At 73.0% G+C, this 14590-nt stretch carries 17 protein-coding genes; 8 read left to right on the forward strand and 9 right to left on the reverse strand.

The window, feature by feature from the left end:
* Positions 1 to 100: 100 nt before the first annotated feature.
* From ABD295_RS00275 to ABD295_RS00290, 4 genes are all read right to left on the reverse strand, one after another.
* Positions 101 to 709 carry a regulatory protein RecX gene (locus ABD295_RS00275; RefSeq protein WP_344301471.1) on the reverse strand — a complete coding sequence of 203 codons (609 nt, stop codon included), beginning with the start codon at positions 707 to 709 and terminating at the stop codon, positions 101 to 103.
* Positions 693 to 1751: a recombinase RecA gene (gene recA, locus ABD295_RS00280; protein ID WP_344301472.1), complete on the reverse strand. Its 1059-nt coding sequence runs from the start codon at positions 1749 to 1751 to the stop codon at positions 693 to 695. Before recA ends, ABD295_RS00275 begins: the two co-directional genes overlap by 17 nt.
* 231 nt (positions 1752 to 1982) lie before the next feature.
* On the reverse strand, positions 1983 to 2642 hold the full coding sequence (locus ABD295_RS00285; RefSeq protein WP_344301473.1) for a response regulator: 660 nt from the start codon (positions 2640 to 2642) through the stop codon (positions 1983 to 1985).
* Positions 2639 to 3802, reverse strand: coding sequence for a sensor histidine kinase (locus ABD295_RS00290; RefSeq protein ID WP_344301474.1), 1164 nt, complete (start codon positions 3800 to 3802; stop codon positions 2639 to 2641). The genes ABD295_RS00285 and ABD295_RS00290 overlap by 4 nt, the downstream gene beginning before the upstream one ends.
* A gap of 209 nt (positions 3803 to 4011) precedes the next feature.
* Here ABD295_RS00290 and ABD295_RS00295 point away from each other — a divergent pair, with 209 nt between their 5' ends.
* A complete protein-coding gene (locus ABD295_RS00295; RefSeq protein ID WP_344301475.1) occupies positions 4012 to 4698 on the forward strand; it encodes a hypothetical protein in 687 nt (228 codons plus the stop codon).
* A 65-nt stretch (positions 4699 to 4763) separates the two neighbouring features.
* Here ABD295_RS00295 and ABD295_RS00300 read toward each other — a convergent pair whose 3' ends face one another.
* Genes ABD295_RS00300 through ABD295_RS00315 form a run of 4 tightly spaced genes read right to left on the reverse strand, consistent with a single transcriptional unit; the run spans position 4764 to position 8248 of the window.
* Positions 4764 to 5567 (reverse strand): S-methyl-5'-thioadenosine phosphorylase, encoded by an 804-nt coding sequence (locus tag ABD295_RS00300; RefSeq protein WP_344301476.1) that lies wholly within the window; start codon positions 5565 to 5567, stop codon positions 4764 to 4766.
* A gap of 43 nt (positions 5568 to 5610) precedes the next feature.
* Positions 5611 to 6912, reverse strand: coding sequence for an MFS transporter (locus ABD295_RS00305; protein WP_344301477.1), 1302 nt, complete (start codon positions 6910 to 6912; stop codon positions 5611 to 5613).
* Complete coding sequence (locus ABD295_RS00310) at positions 6909 to 7103, reverse strand: DUF3046 domain-containing protein (protein WP_344301478.1); 195 nt, start codon at positions 7101 to 7103, stop codon at positions 6909 to 6911. The genes ABD295_RS00305 and ABD295_RS00310 overlap by 4 nt, the downstream gene beginning before the upstream one ends.
* Positions 7100 to 8248, reverse strand: coding sequence for a class I SAM-dependent methyltransferase (locus ABD295_RS00315; protein WP_344301479.1), 1149 nt, complete (start codon positions 8246 to 8248; stop codon positions 7100 to 7102). The genes ABD295_RS00310 and ABD295_RS00315 overlap by 4 nt, the downstream gene beginning before the upstream one ends.
* 17 nt (positions 8249 to 8265) lie before the next feature.
* Between ABD295_RS00315 and ABD295_RS00320 the strand changes: the two genes are divergently transcribed.
* Positions 8266 to 8541: a GNAT family N-acetyltransferase gene (locus ABD295_RS00320; protein ID WP_344301480.1), complete on the forward strand. Its 276-nt coding sequence runs from the start codon at positions 8266 to 8268 to the stop codon at positions 8539 to 8541.
* A gap of 703 nt (positions 8542 to 9244) precedes the next feature.
* Here ABD295_RS00320 and ABD295_RS00325 read toward each other — a convergent pair.
* Positions 9245 to 9742 carry a superoxide dismutase family protein gene (locus tag ABD295_RS00325; protein WP_344301481.1) on the reverse strand — a complete coding sequence of 166 codons (498 nt, stop codon included), beginning with the start codon at positions 9740 to 9742 and terminating at the stop codon, positions 9245 to 9247.
* Positions 9743 to 9883: 141 nt separating this feature from the next.
* On the opposite strand from ABD295_RS00325, the gene ABD295_RS00330 reads away from it, so the two are divergent.
* The 6 genes from ABD295_RS00330 to ABD295_RS00355 are packed head-to-tail and all read left to right on the forward strand — an operon-like array spanning position 9884 to position 14588.
* Positions 9884 to 10453 carry an RNA polymerase sigma factor gene (locus ABD295_RS00330; RefSeq protein WP_344301482.1) on the forward strand — a complete coding sequence of 190 codons (570 nt, stop codon included), beginning with the start codon at positions 9884 to 9886 and terminating at the stop codon, positions 10451 to 10453.
* Positions 10450 to 11268, forward strand: coding sequence for a zf-HC2 domain-containing protein (locus ABD295_RS00335; RefSeq protein ID WP_344301483.1), 819 nt, complete (start codon positions 10450 to 10452; stop codon positions 11266 to 11268). The genes ABD295_RS00330 and ABD295_RS00335 overlap by 4 nt, the downstream gene beginning before the upstream one ends.
* Positions 11265 to 12134: an ABC transporter ATP-binding protein gene (locus ABD295_RS00340; RefSeq protein ID WP_344301484.1), complete on the forward strand. Its 870-nt coding sequence runs from the start codon at positions 11265 to 11267 to the stop codon at positions 12132 to 12134. Before ABD295_RS00335 ends, ABD295_RS00340 begins: the two co-directional genes overlap by 4 nt.
* On the forward strand, positions 12131 to 12688 hold the full coding sequence (locus tag ABD295_RS00345) for a hypothetical protein (protein WP_344301485.1): 558 nt from the start codon (positions 12131 to 12133) through the stop codon (positions 12686 to 12688). The genes ABD295_RS00340 and ABD295_RS00345 overlap by 4 nt, the downstream gene beginning before the upstream one ends.
* The gene (locus tag ABD295_RS00350) at positions 12685 to 13587 is read left to right on the forward strand and encodes a hypothetical protein (RefSeq protein WP_344301486.1); all 903 of its coding nucleotides are present in this window, start codon (positions 12685 to 12687) and stop codon (positions 13585 to 13587) included. The genes ABD295_RS00345 and ABD295_RS00350 overlap by 4 nt, the downstream gene beginning before the upstream one ends.
* Complete coding sequence (locus tag ABD295_RS00355) at positions 13584 to 14588, forward strand: nucleoside hydrolase (RefSeq protein ID WP_344301488.1); 1005 nt, start codon at positions 13584 to 13586, stop codon at positions 14586 to 14588. The genes ABD295_RS00350 and ABD295_RS00355 overlap by 4 nt, the downstream gene beginning before the upstream one ends.
* The last annotated feature ends 2 nt before the right edge of the window (positions 14589 to 14590 follow it).

Genomic DNA, 14590 nt, shown 5'->3' on the forward strand with positions numbered 1-14590 from the left:
AGCCCCGGTGGTCGACCAGCCCCGGTGGTCGAGCAGCCCCGGTGGTCGAGCAGTCCCGGTGGTCGAGCAGCGAGCTTGCGAGCGGAAAGTCGAGACCCGATCAGTCGAGACCCGCTTCGTCGATACCCGCATCCTCGAGGTCGGCGCCGAGCTCGTCCTTGACGATCCGGAAGGCGAGGGAGGCGGGGTAACCCTTGCGAGCCAGCATCCCCACCAGACGGCGGGTGGCCACCGTTGTGTCGAGGCCGCGTGTGGACCTGAGCTTGCGGCGGACCAGCGTCCGGGCAGCCTCTGCCTGGCTCTCACCGGTCAGCTCGTCGAGCGCCTCCCGGGCGACCTCGTCGTCGACTCCCTTGCGTCGCAGCTCCTGCGCGATGGCCCGGGGCGCGAGGCCGCGGGCCCGCTGCCGGTCGGCCACCCACGCCTTGGCGAAGGCTTCGTCGTCGACCAGCCCGACCTCCTCGAACCGGTCGAGCAGGGCCTGTGCCAGGTCGTCAGGGACGTTGCGGGCGCTGAGCTTGTCGGCCAGCTCTCGGCGGGTGCGAGCCCGGCCGGTGAGCTGGTCGAGCAAGATCTTGCGGGCGACCGCCTCGTGGTCGGCGTCGGGCCCCTCCGCCGCCGGGTCAGGTGGCGGAGCGGTCGAGTCCCGCCGGGTCCAGGCGTCGACCCCGACGGAGACGTCGCCCTGCCACCTAGAAGTCGTCGACACCGATGGGCTCGTCGGACAGGTCGTCGATCGCGGCCGGGGTGTCGACCGTGGGGCCGACGCCGAGCTTCTCGAGGATCTTCTTCTCCAGCTCGTTGGCCAGGTCGGGGTTGTCCTTGAGGAAGCTGCGCGCGTTCTCCTTGCCCTGGCCGAGCTGGTCGCCTTCGTAGGTGTACCAAGCGCCCGCCTTGCGGACCAGGCCGGCCTCGACCCCGACGTCGATGAGCCCGCCCTCACGGCTGATGCCCTTGCCGTACATGATGTCGAACTCGGCCTGCTTGAACGGCGGGGCCACCTTGTTCTTCACGACCTTGACGCGGGTGCGGTTGCCGACCGCGTCGGTGCCGTCCTTGAGCGTCTCGATGCGGCGCACGTCGAGGCGGACCGAGGCGTAGAACTTCAACGCCCGACCACCGGTCGTGGTCTCGGGCGAGCCGAACATCACGCCGATCTTCTCGCGCAGCTGGTTGATGAAGATCGCGGTCGTGCCGGCGCCGTTGAGCGCACCGGTCATCTTGCGCAGCGCCTGGCTCATCAGCCGGGCCTGGAGGCCGACGTGGGAGTCGCCCATCTCGCCCTCGATCTCGGCGCGGGGCACCAGCGCGGCGACCGAGTCGATGACGATCAGGTCGAGGGCACCGGAGCGCACCAGCATGTCGGCGATCTCGAGCGCCTGCTCACCGGAGTCGGGCTGGGAGACCAGCAGCGCGTCGGTGTCGACGCCGAGGTTCTTCGCATACTCCGGGTCGAGCGCGTGCTCGGCGTCGATGAACGCCACGATGCCCCCGGCGCGCTGGGCGTTGGCCACCGCGTGCAGGGCGACCGTCGTCTTGCCGGAGGACTCCGGGCCGTAGATCTCCACCACCCGCCCACGCGGGATGCCACCGAGGCCAAGGGCCACGTCGAGCGCGATGGAGCCGGTCGGGATCACCTCCAGAGGCGCCCGCACGTCGTCGCCCAGACGCATGACCGAGCCCTTGCCGAACTGCTTCTCGATGTTGGCGAGTGCGGCGTCGAGCGCCTTGTCGCGGTCTCCTCCAGCCATCTGGCTATCCCCTTCTCCGATGGTTTCAACGTCTGTGTGGGGGACGCTAGACGGAGGCTCCGACATCGACCTCCGACGAGTCGGGCCGCCTGTGGAGAACCGCCCGGTCACGTCACCTGTGGAGACAATCTAGGCCGAACAGGTGTTCGATACGAGTTGCCGGGTCGGCGTGTCGCCCGTCGGCTGGTGGCAGGTCGCGCCGCCCGGCTCTCCCGGTCGGCCGCCGGCGAGTCACTCCCCCGGCGAGATCAGGCCCGAGTCGTAGGCGAAGGCGATCGCCCTGGCCCGGTCCCGGAGCTCGAGCTTGTCCAGGATGCGCCCGAGGTGGGTCTTGACGGTGGTCTCCCCCAGGTAGAGCTCGGCCGCGATCTCGGCATTGCTGCGACCGCGTCCGACGAGCCGCAGGACGTCGGTCTCGCGCGGCGTGAGCAGGTCGAGCGCCGCGGCACGACCGAGCGCGGCCGGCGTGGCGGCGTACCGCGAGATCACGCCAGGCACGACGCTCGGGTCGAGCACGCCCTGCCCGCGGCTGGCGCGTCGGATCGCCTCCAACATGTCCTCCGGCGGAGAGCTCTTGAGCAGGAATCCGGCGACACCACGCCGGAGTGCTTCGTCGACGACCTCGTCCTCGTCGAACGTGGTGAGCACGACGACCCGGGTGTCCGGCGCCTCGGACAGGATGCGCACGGCGGCGTCGAGCCCGTTCAGGCGCGGCATGCGCACATCGATGAGGACCACGTCGGGGGACGTCGCCGCCACCACCCGCACGGCGTCCTCGCCGTCGACCGCCTCACCCACGACCTCGAGGTCGTCCTCGGTGTCGATCAGCAGCCGCAGCCCGGCGCGCACCATCGCCTCGTCGTCGGCCAGCACCACCCGGAGCGCGTTCATGCGTCCACCTTCTCTGACTCCGGGAGGGGCAGCTCCACACGGACCGCGAATCCGCCTCCTGGCACCGGGCCGGACTCGAACCGGCCTCCCAGGACGTGCACCCGCTCCCGGATGCCGGTGAGACCGTGGCCTCCCGGGGTGCCGTCCGTCAGCAGTGTGCGGGTGGCGCGACCGTTGGTGACCGAGACGCGCAGCTCGTCAGCGGCAAGGACGACCGTGACGTCGCAGGCGGCGCCCGGGGCATGGCGGAGCACGTTGGTGAGGGCCTCCTGGATGATCCGGTACGCCGAGATCCCCACCGCCTGCGGCACCTCCTCCAGCCGCCCGTCGACGTGCACCCGGACCTCGGCCCCGGCCGCGCGGACCTGGTCGACGAGCTCGTCGAGCTGCGTCAGTGACGGGATCGGTGCCAGCGCGGCATGCTCCCCCTCACGGACCAGACCCACGATCCGCCGCAGCTCGTCGACGGCCTGCCGCCCGAGCTTCTCCGCACCCTGGAGCAGCTCCCCCTCGACGGAGTCGCCCCCCAACCGACGGCGGGCGATGCCGACCTGCAGGGTCATGACGCTCACGGTGTGGGCCACTGCGTCGTGGAGCTCGCGGGAGATGCGGGTGCGCTCTGCGGCAACCGCGACCTCGGCCTGCCTCTCCCGCTCGGCGCGCAGCTCCGCCGCGAGCCTGGCCAGCTCGGCGGAACGCACCTGCTCGCGACGCAGCAGAACCCCGACGACCCAGGCAGGCGCGAGGATCAGCGCGTAGAAGAGGAGCTCCCAGACCGACTCGCCCAGGGAGATGATCGTGACGGCTGGGACGAACGCCAGCAGCAGGTAGGCGATCAGAGCGCCACGCGCTGAAAGGCGGTAACCGGCGTACCCCACCAGGACGATGGACGCGATCAGCTGCGCCCCGCCGCTCGGCGGGAGGTCGTCAACGAACAGCCCCGGCACGCCGACCGTGGCGGCCAGAACGGCGACACCTCCGGCGGGCGAGAAGTACGCCGCCAGCAGCGACACGCCGGTCAGGAGCGCCGAGGTCACGCTCAGCGGGGAGAGCTCCGCGCGCTCACCGCCCCAACCCGCCTCGAACAGTGCGGCCGCGGCCATCACGAGGGCCGCAGCCATGGCGGGCAGCGGACCCGGGCGGCGGAAGGTGCTGGTCACGGCGTCACTCTAGGCAGCACCTGGAGCGCCTGAGGTCGTCTCCGGGAACGACCGCGCGTCCTCCCTGTGGACGACCCGGGGTCGTGGACGTCGTCGTCCGGTGCCGGACGGTCGGGCTCCCGAGCCGATCCGCCGAGGTGGCGGTTCGCCGGAGAGTTCTCCTCGTCGCCGCTCGACCGGAGCGGCCCACCAGCCGAGAGGGGCTCGTCATGACCATCACCACCACCCACACCTCGACCGCCGCGATCGAGGAGGAGCGCACCGGGAGCCGACGCACGCTCGGTCTCCTGGCCGGGCTCGCCTCGATCTCCGCGCCGCTGCTCTTCGTCGCCGGCGCCGCCACGTCACCGCCGCAGGAGGACGCCAGCGCAGCGGCGTACATCGCCTCGCTCGCCGAGGACCCGTTCGTGTCCGGGTTGTCCGCGAACCTCTTCCACTACTCGTGGGTGCTCTTCGCCTTCGCGGCCATCGCCTCGATCGGCCTGGTCCGCGGCCGGCGCGGCCGGGCCCTCGCGACGGTCGGCGGACTGGCCGGGGCGTTCGGCGCCATCCAGTTCACGGGGCTGCTCTACTCCGACTGGGTGTTGGCCACCACCGGCAACGTCCTGACCATGGACCAAGCCGTCGCCGTCTTCGAGGGCACCAACGGCGCGCCGTCGATGGTGATCTGGCTGCTCAGCGCGAAGGTGTGCGGGTTGCTGGGCTTTCCGGTGATGTATGCCGGGCTCGCGCGCGCCGGCGTGCTCAGCTGGTGGTTGGTGCCGCTGTCGCTGCTCCCGATGATCGCCTTCGGGGTCCTCGGCGGCGCGATCGGCATCGCGCTGGCGACCGCGTGCTACGCCCCGTCGTACGTCGCTGGGCTGCGACTGATCCAGCGGGCCCGGCTCGCCGGCTGAACTTAGGTGACCACGATCGGCACCATCCGGGGGTCTCCGGAAGGTGCCTTTCGTGGTCACCTACCTCAGCCGGGGATGTCGTAGGTGAGCTCGAGGCCGTCTGCCCAGGTGGAGCAGGAGCAGCCGTCGGGGTCCGGGAGGGTGGCGATCACGTCGGTCAGCAGGCCGCGGAGCCGGTCGAGGTTGGCGGCGAACCGGGCGAAGACCTCCTCCTGGCCGACGCCCTCGCCCTCCTCGGCCCCGGCGTCCATGTCGGTGACCACCGCGATCGCGGCGTAGCACTGCCGCATCTCGCGGGCCAGCACCGCCTCGGGGTGGCCCGTCATGTTGATCAGCGTCCAGCCCTGGGCGGCGTAGTGCGCCGACTCGGCCCGGGTCGAGAAGCGCGGGCCCTCGATCACCACCATCGTCCCGCCGTCGACGAGGCTCGGCCCCGCGGCGAGGACCGCGTGGCGCAGCCGTCCGCAGTAGGGGTCCGCGAACGGCAGGTGCACCGCCCCGGACTCCACGAAGGACTGCACCCGCCGCTGGGTGCGGTCCACCAGCTGGTCGGGGACGACGACGTCCCCAGGGGCGACCTCGGACCTGAGCCCGCCCACCGCGCACGGCGCGACGACCTGACGCACCCCCAGCGACCGCAGCGCCCACGCGTTGGCGCGGTAGTTGATCGCGTGCGGCGGGAACCGGTGACCGGCGCCGTGCCGGGGAACGAACGCCACCGAGCGCCCGGCGACGACGCCCACCGAGATCGGCGCCGACGGCTCGCCGTACGGCGTCTCGACGACGATCTCGCGCGGGTCGTCGAGGAACGAGTAGAAGCCCGAGCCGCCGATGACGGCGACGTCGGCGGCGGCCTGGTCCGGTCTCACGCGGACACCCTGCCAGGTCCGGCGTCGCCCCGGACCTGCTCGTCTACTCCTTGCTCAGCACCGACTCACGGTCCTGGCGCCCACGGCCCACGGACACCGCTGCGACGACGACGGCCAGCGCCAGCGAGACCGAGGCCAGCGCGAGCACGTGGTAGCCGAAGGACCCCACGACCAACCCCGCCGCTCCCCCGGCCGACGCCGCGGTCAGCCCCATCATCAGGTCCGCCGCGCCCTGCACGTCGGTGCGGGCGTCGAGCGGGGCGTGGTCGGCGATCAGGGTCGAGGACGCGACCGTCGCCAGCGACCACCCGAGACCGAGAAGGAAGAGCCCCACGAAGATCTGAGCGGAGCTGCCCGGGGGCGCGGCGCGGCAGAAGAGCAGCGCCACCAGGAGCACGAGCCCGCCCGCCGCCAGGACGGGGCCGCGCCCCACGGTGTCGGTGAGCCAGCCCACCACCGGCGAGAAGGCGAACATGCCCAGCACGTGCACGCTGATGACGACACCGATGATCCGCAGCTCGGCACGGCCGTGCTCCATGTGCAGCGGCGTCATCACCATCACCGCGACCATCGCGGCGTGCGCCCCCGACAGACCCACCATCGCGCCGAGCAGCACCGGCCTCTCGCGGACGGCGGCGCCGACCCGCCCCCACGACGTGCCGGTCACGTCGGCCTGCTCGGGCTGACCCGCGAGCCGGCGGGCGAGGAAGAGCGGGTCCGGACGCATCCGCAGCCAGATCACCAGCGCGGCCAGCAGCATGCCGATCGAGCCGATCGCGAAGGGGCCGGTGAGCTCGGGGATGCCGAGGGTCCTCGCCACGCGCGCCGAGAGCCCCGTCAAGTTGGGCCCCACCACCGCTCCGATGGTCGTCGCCCAGACCACGGTGGACAGCGCCCGGGCACGGGTCTCGGTGGACGCGAGGTCGGTGGCGGCGTAGCGGGAACCACTGTTGGCCGCCGTGGTCGAGCCCAGCATCGCCGCTCCCACCAGCAGCAGCGCCATCGAGCCGACCACGCCGGCGAGCACGGCCACGAAGGCACCCAGGGCACCGATCAGGTAGCCCAGCGCCAGTCCGACACGGCGTCCTCGGTGGGCCATCACGCGGGCCAGGAGGTACGCCGCCACGGCCGCCCCGAGCACCTGGAAGGTCTGCGCGAGGCCTGCCTGGCGCTCGGACCCGGAGATCTCCTTGGCCAGCAGCGAGGCGGTGGCGATGCCGATGGTGATGCCGAGCGCACCCACGGCCTGGGCGGCGACCAAGGTGCCGATCGTGCGTCGCTGGACGAGCGCGGCGTCCTCAGCCGGGAAGGCGCCGGTGCCCTGACCGGCGCCGGCGGAGCTCATCGCTCGCTCATGGGGAGCTCCAGCGCCCGCCACACGGCGAGCCACACCTGCTTGGGCGGCAAACCGGCCGCGAGCGCCTGCTCGACCGTGCGGTCCCCGAGCTCGGCCATCACGAAGTCGTGCGCCCACGAGCGCGCGTACGCCGACCCGAGCGCGGCCTCCATCCGGCCCCAGAACTCGGTGTGCTTCACGCCCCTGCCCGGACCGCCCTCACGACGAGCCAGTCCTGGCCCGTGTGGTCGCCGTTCTTGTCCATCCGGTCGACGCGCCACCCCGCCTCCGTCAGCGCCTCGCGCAGCGGGCCCTCACGCCAGAAGGTGAAGTGCCGCGGGGCGCCCACGTGACCGTGCGTCGAGAAGCGCGCCCCGTCGCCTTCCTTGACGGCGAGGAAGAGGTGCCCACCCGCGCGCGTCGCGGCCGCCAGCTTGGCGAGCACGGTCGGCAGGTCCTCACGTCGCACGTGGAGCAGGGACGCGTCGGCCCACACGCCGTCGTACCCCGTCCCCTCGACGTGCTTGGTGCGCGGGTCGGTCAGGTCGTCGGTCAGCGGGTCGAGCACGTCGGCCTCGTGACCCGCCTCGCGCAGCCGGCGCACGAAGGCGGGCGTGATGTCGGTGCGGCGCACCGACAGCCCCGCCGCCTCGAGCAGCTCGGCGTCCCAGCCGGGACCGCTGCCGACCTCCAGCACCCGCGCGCCCGGACCGAGGTCACCGGCGAACTCCTCGATCGCCGCCCTGACCTCGTCGGCAGCTCCGCCGACGCCGGCGGTGTAGTCGTCTGCGAACGCGTCGTACGACGCCACCGTGACCCGCTTGGTCACGTGGGACACGTCGTGGGCGTGGTGGACCAGGTCGTGCAGGTGGTAACGGGCGAAGGTGTCGATGGTGAAGCGGTCGCCGTTGCTGCGCGTCCCGGTCCGGTCCCAGTCGGCCTCGCCGACCGTCTCGTAGCGGGCCGCGACACGATCGGCGGCCGCGACCACCTCGGCGGCCACGGCCGCGGGGTCCTGGCCGAGGTAGTCCTTCTCGACGGCGGTCTCGTCCTGGTCCCAGTTGGCGAAGTGCGCGTCGTCCTCGGTCAGCATCTGCTCGAGCCGCTGGTCGAACAGCTCGTTGACGTCGCGGACGTGACAGGCGTACTCCAGCGGGGACCACACCACCGGCGAGGGCCGCACCGCCGCGTCGTCGGTCTCGAGGACCACCTCCCACAGCGTCGCGTTGTCGCGGATCGCCTGAGGCACGCGAGACAGGTCGAGAGCCGGGGCGTCGAACCCGCAGTCCGGGCAGGGGCGGTCCAGCACCCAGGTCCAGTCCTTGGTGTCGGGCTCGATGCGCATGACGTCATCCTGTCAGCATGCAGATCCGACCTGCGCACGACTCCGACCTCGACGCGGTGAAGACCGTCTACGACCACGACGTGCGCACCTCGGTCGCCACCTTCGACCTCGAGCCTGCCTACGCCCGCGCCCGCGAGACCTCGCTCTACCTCTCAGGGCAGGCCCGCGGGCGCGGCATCGGCCGGGCGGTCTACGACGACCTGCTCGCGCGGCTCCGCGCCGACGACGTGCACACGGTCCTGGCCTTGGTCGCCCTGACAAACGACGCGAGCCTCGCCCTGCACCGCGCCTAGCGGCTTCGAGGACGTCGGCGTGATGCGGGAGGTCGGTCACAAGCAGGGGCGCTGGGTCGACACCGCTTGGCTCCAGCTGCTTCTTGGGTGAGGTCCCCTGCGGGGGGCTTTGCGTTTCCCGTCGGGTCGGGTGGTCTTCTGGGGTCCTAGTCGTTGCGCTGTGCGCCGCGTCCCGGCCCACCAAGGCCCCGCGCGCAAACCACCCTCTTCGCTCGTCCCTCACGAAGAGGGGGCCAGGCCCATCCACAGCGCGCGGGGCCTTGGTGGTCCGGAACCTGGCTTCGCGCACCGCCGAGGACCAACGCGGGCGGCCGGTTCGCGGGTCCGCGGGGGTGGGGCAGCGCAAGACGCGGTCACGTGCAAGGCGTCCGCTGGCGGCTTCCCGCCGGCCGCCGACGCACGTCTCGCCGAGCCGACCTGGTGCGCGCTCCTCCACCCGCGGACCCGCAGGCCGGCCGCCAGCGCTGGTCCTCGCTGCTGCGCGAAAGCCGGGTTCTGTCGAGGTAGGCCCCCCGGCGCTGTGGATGGGCCCGGCACCCCTTCGTGAGGAACGAACGAAGGGGTGGTTTGCGCGCGGGGCCTACGTGCACGGCTCGAAGAGCGCCGGGCGCACGGCGAGGCCGACCGCCGCGACTGTGACGACGCCTACGACGAGTCGCTTCGGCATGCGAAGAACGGCACGACCCAGCCCCAGCGGCTGGGGCTACTCACCGAACGTGACGGTGGTGCACGCGAGCCGAGCCCCGGCGGCGCCGTTCGTGGTGTTCGTCGGCAGCGCGTGCACGACGACGGAGCCCGCGGTACCAGGGGCGATCTCCCACGGCACCTCCGTCGTGGTCGACGCGTGACCATCGGCGCCGGCCGTGACGTCGAGCCAGATCTCTCGCTGCGCGAGAGGCACGGACGTGTCGGTCGAGTGCTGGTAGTGCCCGCCCGAGTCGCCCGGCAGGGAACCGCACGGGAGCGTGTGCACGTGCGCGCCGAAGGTCTGCCCCGCGGGCAGGCCGTCCACCATGAGCCGCACGCGGGTGCTCCCGTCGCCGCTCCACGCGTGCACCTGCGTCTGGATCGCGCCGTACGCCGCGTCGTGCACGACCGTCGGGCCGCGCCCGTGGTCGACGTGCATCCTCGCGGCGATGGCGGCCGTCGGCACGCCCAGGACCAGGACTCCGGCCACGACGCCGCTCGTCAGCTTGTTCATCAGACATCTCCCCCCTCCGCGCCCGACCGTCGGGACCTGCGGCACTTCCTTGTGCCGGAGAACCGGGCGATCGGTTCGCGCGAAAAAGTCATCGAGACATGCGTGAACCGTTCGGGGCACTCGGCGCCACAAGGGGGTGTGATGGGAGGCGTGATGTCGAGCGTGATGTCGGACGGCGTCGGACGCGACGAGCGGACGGACGCGGAGCTGGTCCGCGCGATCCGCGACTGCGACCGCGGCGCGCTCCACGAGCTCTTCGTGCGGCACGAGCCGTGGCTGTCGCTCCGGCTGGGGCGCCGTTGCGCCGACCATGCCATCGTCGACGAGGCGCTCCAGGACACCTTCCTCGCGGTCTGGCGCAAGCCGGCGTCGTGGCGGGGCGAGGGCGAGGTCGCGGCGTGGCTCTGGGGCATCGCGATCCGTTCGCTGCTCCATCAGCTCCGGCCGCGACGCAACGTCGTCGAGCGGCTGGTCCGGCTGCGCAGCGACAGCGCGGTCTCCTCGGAGGAGGAGGTGCTGGCCCGGGTGGAGCACAGCGACGTCGGTACGGCGCTGCAGCGGCTCTCGCCCGAGCTGCGCGCCGTCGTCCAGGCCACCGTCCTCGACGGTCTCACCACCCGTGAGGCCGCCACCTTGCTCGGCATCCCCAGCGGCACCGTCAAGAGCCGCATGAGCCGAGCCCGCCACGAGCTCCGGGAGGCACTGCTGTGACCGCATCGAACGGGTGGCACGTCACCGAACCCACGCTGGCGGCGTACCGCGCCGGCGACGCCGACCCTGTCCTCGCCGCCTCCGTCGAGGCTCACCTGTTGGCCTGCGCCGCGTGCCGCAGCGCCCTCGCCGCAGGAGCGGACGACGTCGCCGGGGAGCGCCAGGGGCGTCGCTGGGAGTCGCTGGTCGCGGTGGTCGACCAGCCACGTCAGGGCCCGCTCCTGCGGCTCGGACTGGCTTCGAGGCCGCTGCTCGGCGCTTGGCTCGTCGCCCTCCTGCTGCTCCTCGTCTTCCCGCTCGTCACCGACCCCTTCCTCGGCCGGTACTCGCCCTGGCTGGTGATGGCCATGGCCCCGATCGCCCCGCTGGCCGCGGTCGTCGTCGCCTATCGCGAGGACGTCGACCCGGCCGGCGAGATCGCCCTGGCCGCCCCGCTCGCCGGCCTCCGGCTGGTCGCCCGGCGAGCGCTGCTCGTCGCCGCTGGCGCGCTCCCGGTCGGCGTGCTGGGCGCCCTGCTCGCGGGGGTCCCCACGACGATCGCGGTGGCCTGGATCCTGCCCGGGCTGGCGCTGGCCAGCCTCGTGCTCCTCGCCGGCACGACCCGGCTCGACCCCGCTGTCGCCGCGGCGGCTCTCGGAGCCACCTGGGCGATCGGCGTCGGCGCCCCCGCCGCCCTGCGCGCATCGGCCGGTGACGCCTTGATCGGCGTGCTCGGCGGCGCCGGGTTCCAGGTGACCGCGCTGGCCGTGGCGCTGGCCGCCGTCGCCCTCACCGTCACACGTCGCGAGCACGTCGCCTATCGGAGGACCGCATGACCGAGACAGCCCCCGTGCGCACCGCCTTGACCGTCGAAGCGACGGGCCTGGTCAAGCGCTACGGCCGTACCGCCGCCGTCGACGGGATCGACCTCGCCGTGGGCCCTGGCGTGCTCGGACTCCTGGGTCCCAACGGTGCAGGCAAGACGACGTTGCTGCGGATGCTCAGCACGGTCCTCGCACCTGACTCGGGGTCGCTGCGCCTGCTCGGGCGGGACCCGGGCGTCCCGCAGGAGCGCGTGGAGGTACGCCGCCGGCTCGGCTACCTCCCCCAGAACCCGCGGCTCTACCCGTCGTTCACGCCGCTCGAGCTGGTCGACTACGTCGCCGTGCTCAAGGAGCACACCGACGTGGCCTGGCGGCGTCGCGAGTGCACCCGAGTGCTCGAGTCGGTGGGCATGGGCGATCGGATGCACCACCGCATCCGCACGTTGTCCGGCGGCATGCAGCAGCGGGTCGCGCTGGCGGCCGCGTTGCTCGGGTCGCCCGAGCTGCTGCTGCTCGACGAGCCGGCGACCGGGCTCGACCCGGAGCAGCGGCTCGAGCTCCGCTCCCTGCTGGCGACCAGCGCCCAGCGCGGCACGGTGGTGCTCTCCACCCACAACACGGGCGAGGTCGCCGCGCTCTGCCACCGGGTGGCGGTCATGCGCGAGGGCCGGGTGTGGTTCCTCGGCACCCCCGCCGAGCTGATCGCCACGGCGGAGGGCCGGGTCTGGGAGTCCGAGGACCCCGACCCGACGGCGCTCCGCACGTGGATGACGGCAGCCGGGACCTACCGCCACATCGGCGCGCCGCCCGCGGGGGCCGACCTGGTGGCGGCGACGCTGGACGACGGCTACCTCCTCGTCTCGGCCGGCCACCAGTGAGCGCCACGACGCAGGCTGCGCTGCCGACCGCGCGCAGCATGGCATGGACCCCCGTCGCCGTGACGGCCACGGGGCTCGTGGCCGTCGCTGCCCTCTCCCGGGCCACGGACCGCGGCACTCCGCTGGCCTTGTCGCTGACCGTCGGCGCGCTCGCCGCCCTGGCCGTGCTCGCCCTTCGTGACCCGGCCGCGGCCCTGCTCGCCGCCGTACCCCTGTCTGCCTGGCGCCGGCGGGGGCTCCGGCTCGCCTGGATCGCTGTTGCGGTCCTGCCGGTGTGGCTGGTCGTGACGGCCCTGCTGCCCGCGGCCGGCCTGGGGACCGCCTTCCCCGCGCTTCTCGCTCTCAGCACCTGTGCGCTCGCCGTCGCCGTGTGGGTCCCCGACGGCAAGGATCCCGGGCGCGCCGCGGCGCTGCCGCTCCTGTGGGTGGCCGCCGGCTCGACCGTCGGCAGCTTCGGAGGACCCGTCGGCGACGTCAGCCTGCTCTGGCGCGAGCACCCGTGGCCGTTGCTCGCCGTCGCCGGCGTGCTCCTCGCGGCAGGGAGCTCGCGATGAGCACGCTGGCGCAGGAGCGCGTGGCCGACACCACCCAACGCGGCGTCGTCGGTGCGCTGGCTCGGCTGGAAGCGGCACGCCTGCTGCGCAGCCCGGCGCTGTGGGTCGGGGTCGTGCTCACCGTGGCCTTCTCCGTGGCCTCGATGCAGTTCCCGGAGGACTGGTCGGGTGCGCGCTACACCGTGAGCCCGGGCCTCGTGGGTCCGCTGGTGATCTGCGCGTCGTTCGCGGTCGCCTCGAGCTTTCACCGGGAGCGGGTCGGCCTCGCCGCCGACGCGCCGGTCGGGGAGGCGACGCGCACCCTCGGGAGGCTCACCGGCGCCGTGGTGCTGATCGGTGTGGCCGCCGTGCTGACCGCCGTCGGCGCGATGCTCGTGCGCACGTACGGCGGCCTCGACCTCGGCGACGAGCCCGGCCGCACCCTGCATGCCCAGTTCACCGCTCCGGAGATCCTGCAGCCGGTGTGCCTGACGGCGCTCGCGGTGGGCGTGGGCGCCGCGGCCGGGCGCCGGTTCCAGCACCGCGCGTCGGCGATGCTGGCGCTGTTCATCGGCTGGTTTCCGTTCGTGGGCTTCTCCTGGGCGTTCCAGTCCGCGCTGGTGACGCCCTTCTCGGTCGTGCAGGTCCAGCCGGTCTCGGTGGAGGTCGGCCCTGTCAGCGCGGACCCCCTCACCTTCCCGGCCGACTGGCTCCTGAGCGCCCCCGGTGAGTTCCAGGACCACTGGGCCCGGCTGTTCGTCTCCGCCCGCCTCGCTGCCGGCCACGACCTGTGGCTGATCGGCCTGGCCCTGCTCTTCGTCGCCCTGGCACTCCCCCGCGGTGCCCGCACCTGGCCCACCGTCATCGGCGGGCTCCTCGCCGTGACCGGCGTGGTCTGCCAGTACCTGGTGATCCCGTGAAGGACCTCATGAACGGCTTCAAGAAGACAGTCGCCGCTCTCGCGATCGTGGCGCTGCTGGCGTCCGGGTGCGCGGGGGCGAGCGACGACGACGGGGACCTCTTCGTCGAGGGTCGGCTCGCGCCGGCTGCCGCCAAGGACCCCGACGCGGTCCCCGTCGTGGTCGACAGCGACCTCGCACCCGATGACCTCGTCGCGCTGGCCTACCTGCTGCGCCATCCGCGGGTGCGGGTGCTTGCCGTGACTGTCCCGACGACCGGGATCGTCACCTGCCCGGCTGGCGTCGACCTGGTGGGTGACCTGGTCCGGGCGGTACGGGCCGACCCCGTCCCGGTGTCCTGCGGACGAACGCCGCGCGGCGCTCACGGCGTCGCGTTCCCCTCCTTGTGGACCATCGGCGCCCTCACCGACAGCGGGCTCGAGCGGGACCTCGCCGGGACCGGGAGGCCGTCGCCCCAGCCTGCGGACCGGACGCTGGCCACCCTGGCCCGGGAGCACGACGACCTGGTCGTGGTGGCGCTGGGCCCGATGACCGAGCTCGCCGCGACGTTGCGCGACGACCCGGCGTCGTACGCCCGCATAGACCGGGTCGTGGCGATGACCGGCATCGTCGAGGGCGCCTCCCAGGGCGACGGCATCGGTGAGTGGAACGCCGCAGCAGACCCGGACGCCCTGGCGGAGGTGCTCGACGGGCCGGTCCCGCTCACCGTCGTCCCGCACGAGGTGGTGCCGCTCGGCCCGCCCGCCGGCAAGTCGGCGCCCGTGGTCGGACAGATCGGCGTGCTCAGCTCGATGCCGTCGCCGAGGTTCTGGGACCTCGCCACCTCAGCGCTCTTCACGGTCCCGGAAGCAGGCAAGGGTGTCAGCGGCACGTGGAGCGTCGACCTCGACGACGACCTGGGTCGGCTGTCGCGTACCGGAGAAGGCGACGACACCGTGGTGACCTCGCTCGACACCGACCGGCTCGACGCGGCGTACGCCGAGGTCTTCATCGCCGAGTGAGC

This window comes from Nocardioides bigeumensis, assembly GCF_039531755.1.
GTDB classification, from domain to species: Bacteria; Actinomycetota; Actinomycetes; order Propionibacteriales; family Nocardioidaceae; genus Nocardioides; species Nocardioides bigeumensis.

What these genes read in the sequence shown, in the direction of transcription:
- recA (WP_344301472.1), bottom strand. Translation starts at nt 1,751, where the DNA reads ATGGCTGGAGGAGACCGCGACAAGGCGCTCGACGCCGCACTCGCCAAC.
- ABD295_RS00285 (WP_344301473.1), bottom strand. Translation starts at nt 2,642, where the DNA reads ATGAACGCGCTCCGGGTGGTGCTGGCCGACGACGAGGCGATGGTGCGC.
- ABD295_RS00295 (WP_344301475.1), top strand. Translation starts at nt 4,012, where the DNA reads ATGACCATCACCACCACCCACACCTCGACCGCCGCGATCGAGGAGGAG.
- ABD295_RS00305 (WP_344301477.1), bottom strand. Translation starts at nt 6,912, where the DNA reads ATGAGCTCCGCCGGCGCCGGTCAGGGCACCGGCGCCTTCCCGGCTGAG.
- ABD295_RS00315 (WP_344301479.1), bottom strand. Translation starts at nt 8,248, where the DNA reads ATGCGCATCGAGCCCGACACCAAGGACTGGACCTGGGTGCTGGACCGC.
- ABD295_RS00320 (WP_344301480.1), top strand. Translation starts at nt 8,266, where the DNA reads ATGCAGATCCGACCTGCGCACGACTCCGACCTCGACGCGGTGAAGACC.
- ABD295_RS00325 (WP_344301481.1), bottom strand. Translation starts at nt 9,742, where the DNA reads ATGAACAAGCTGACGAGCGGCGTCGTGGCCGGAGTCCTGGTCCTGGGC.
- ABD295_RS00330 (WP_344301482.1), top strand. Translation starts at nt 9,884, where the DNA reads ATGGGAGGCGTGATGTCGAGCGTGATGTCGGACGGCGTCGGACGCGAC.
- ABD295_RS00340 (WP_344301484.1), top strand. Translation starts at nt 11,265, where the DNA reads ATGACCGAGACAGCCCCCGTGCGCACCGCCTTGACCGTCGAAGCGACG.
- ABD295_RS00350 (WP_344301486.1), top strand. Translation starts at nt 12,685, where the DNA reads ATGAGCACGCTGGCGCAGGAGCGCGTGGCCGACACCACCCAACGCGGC.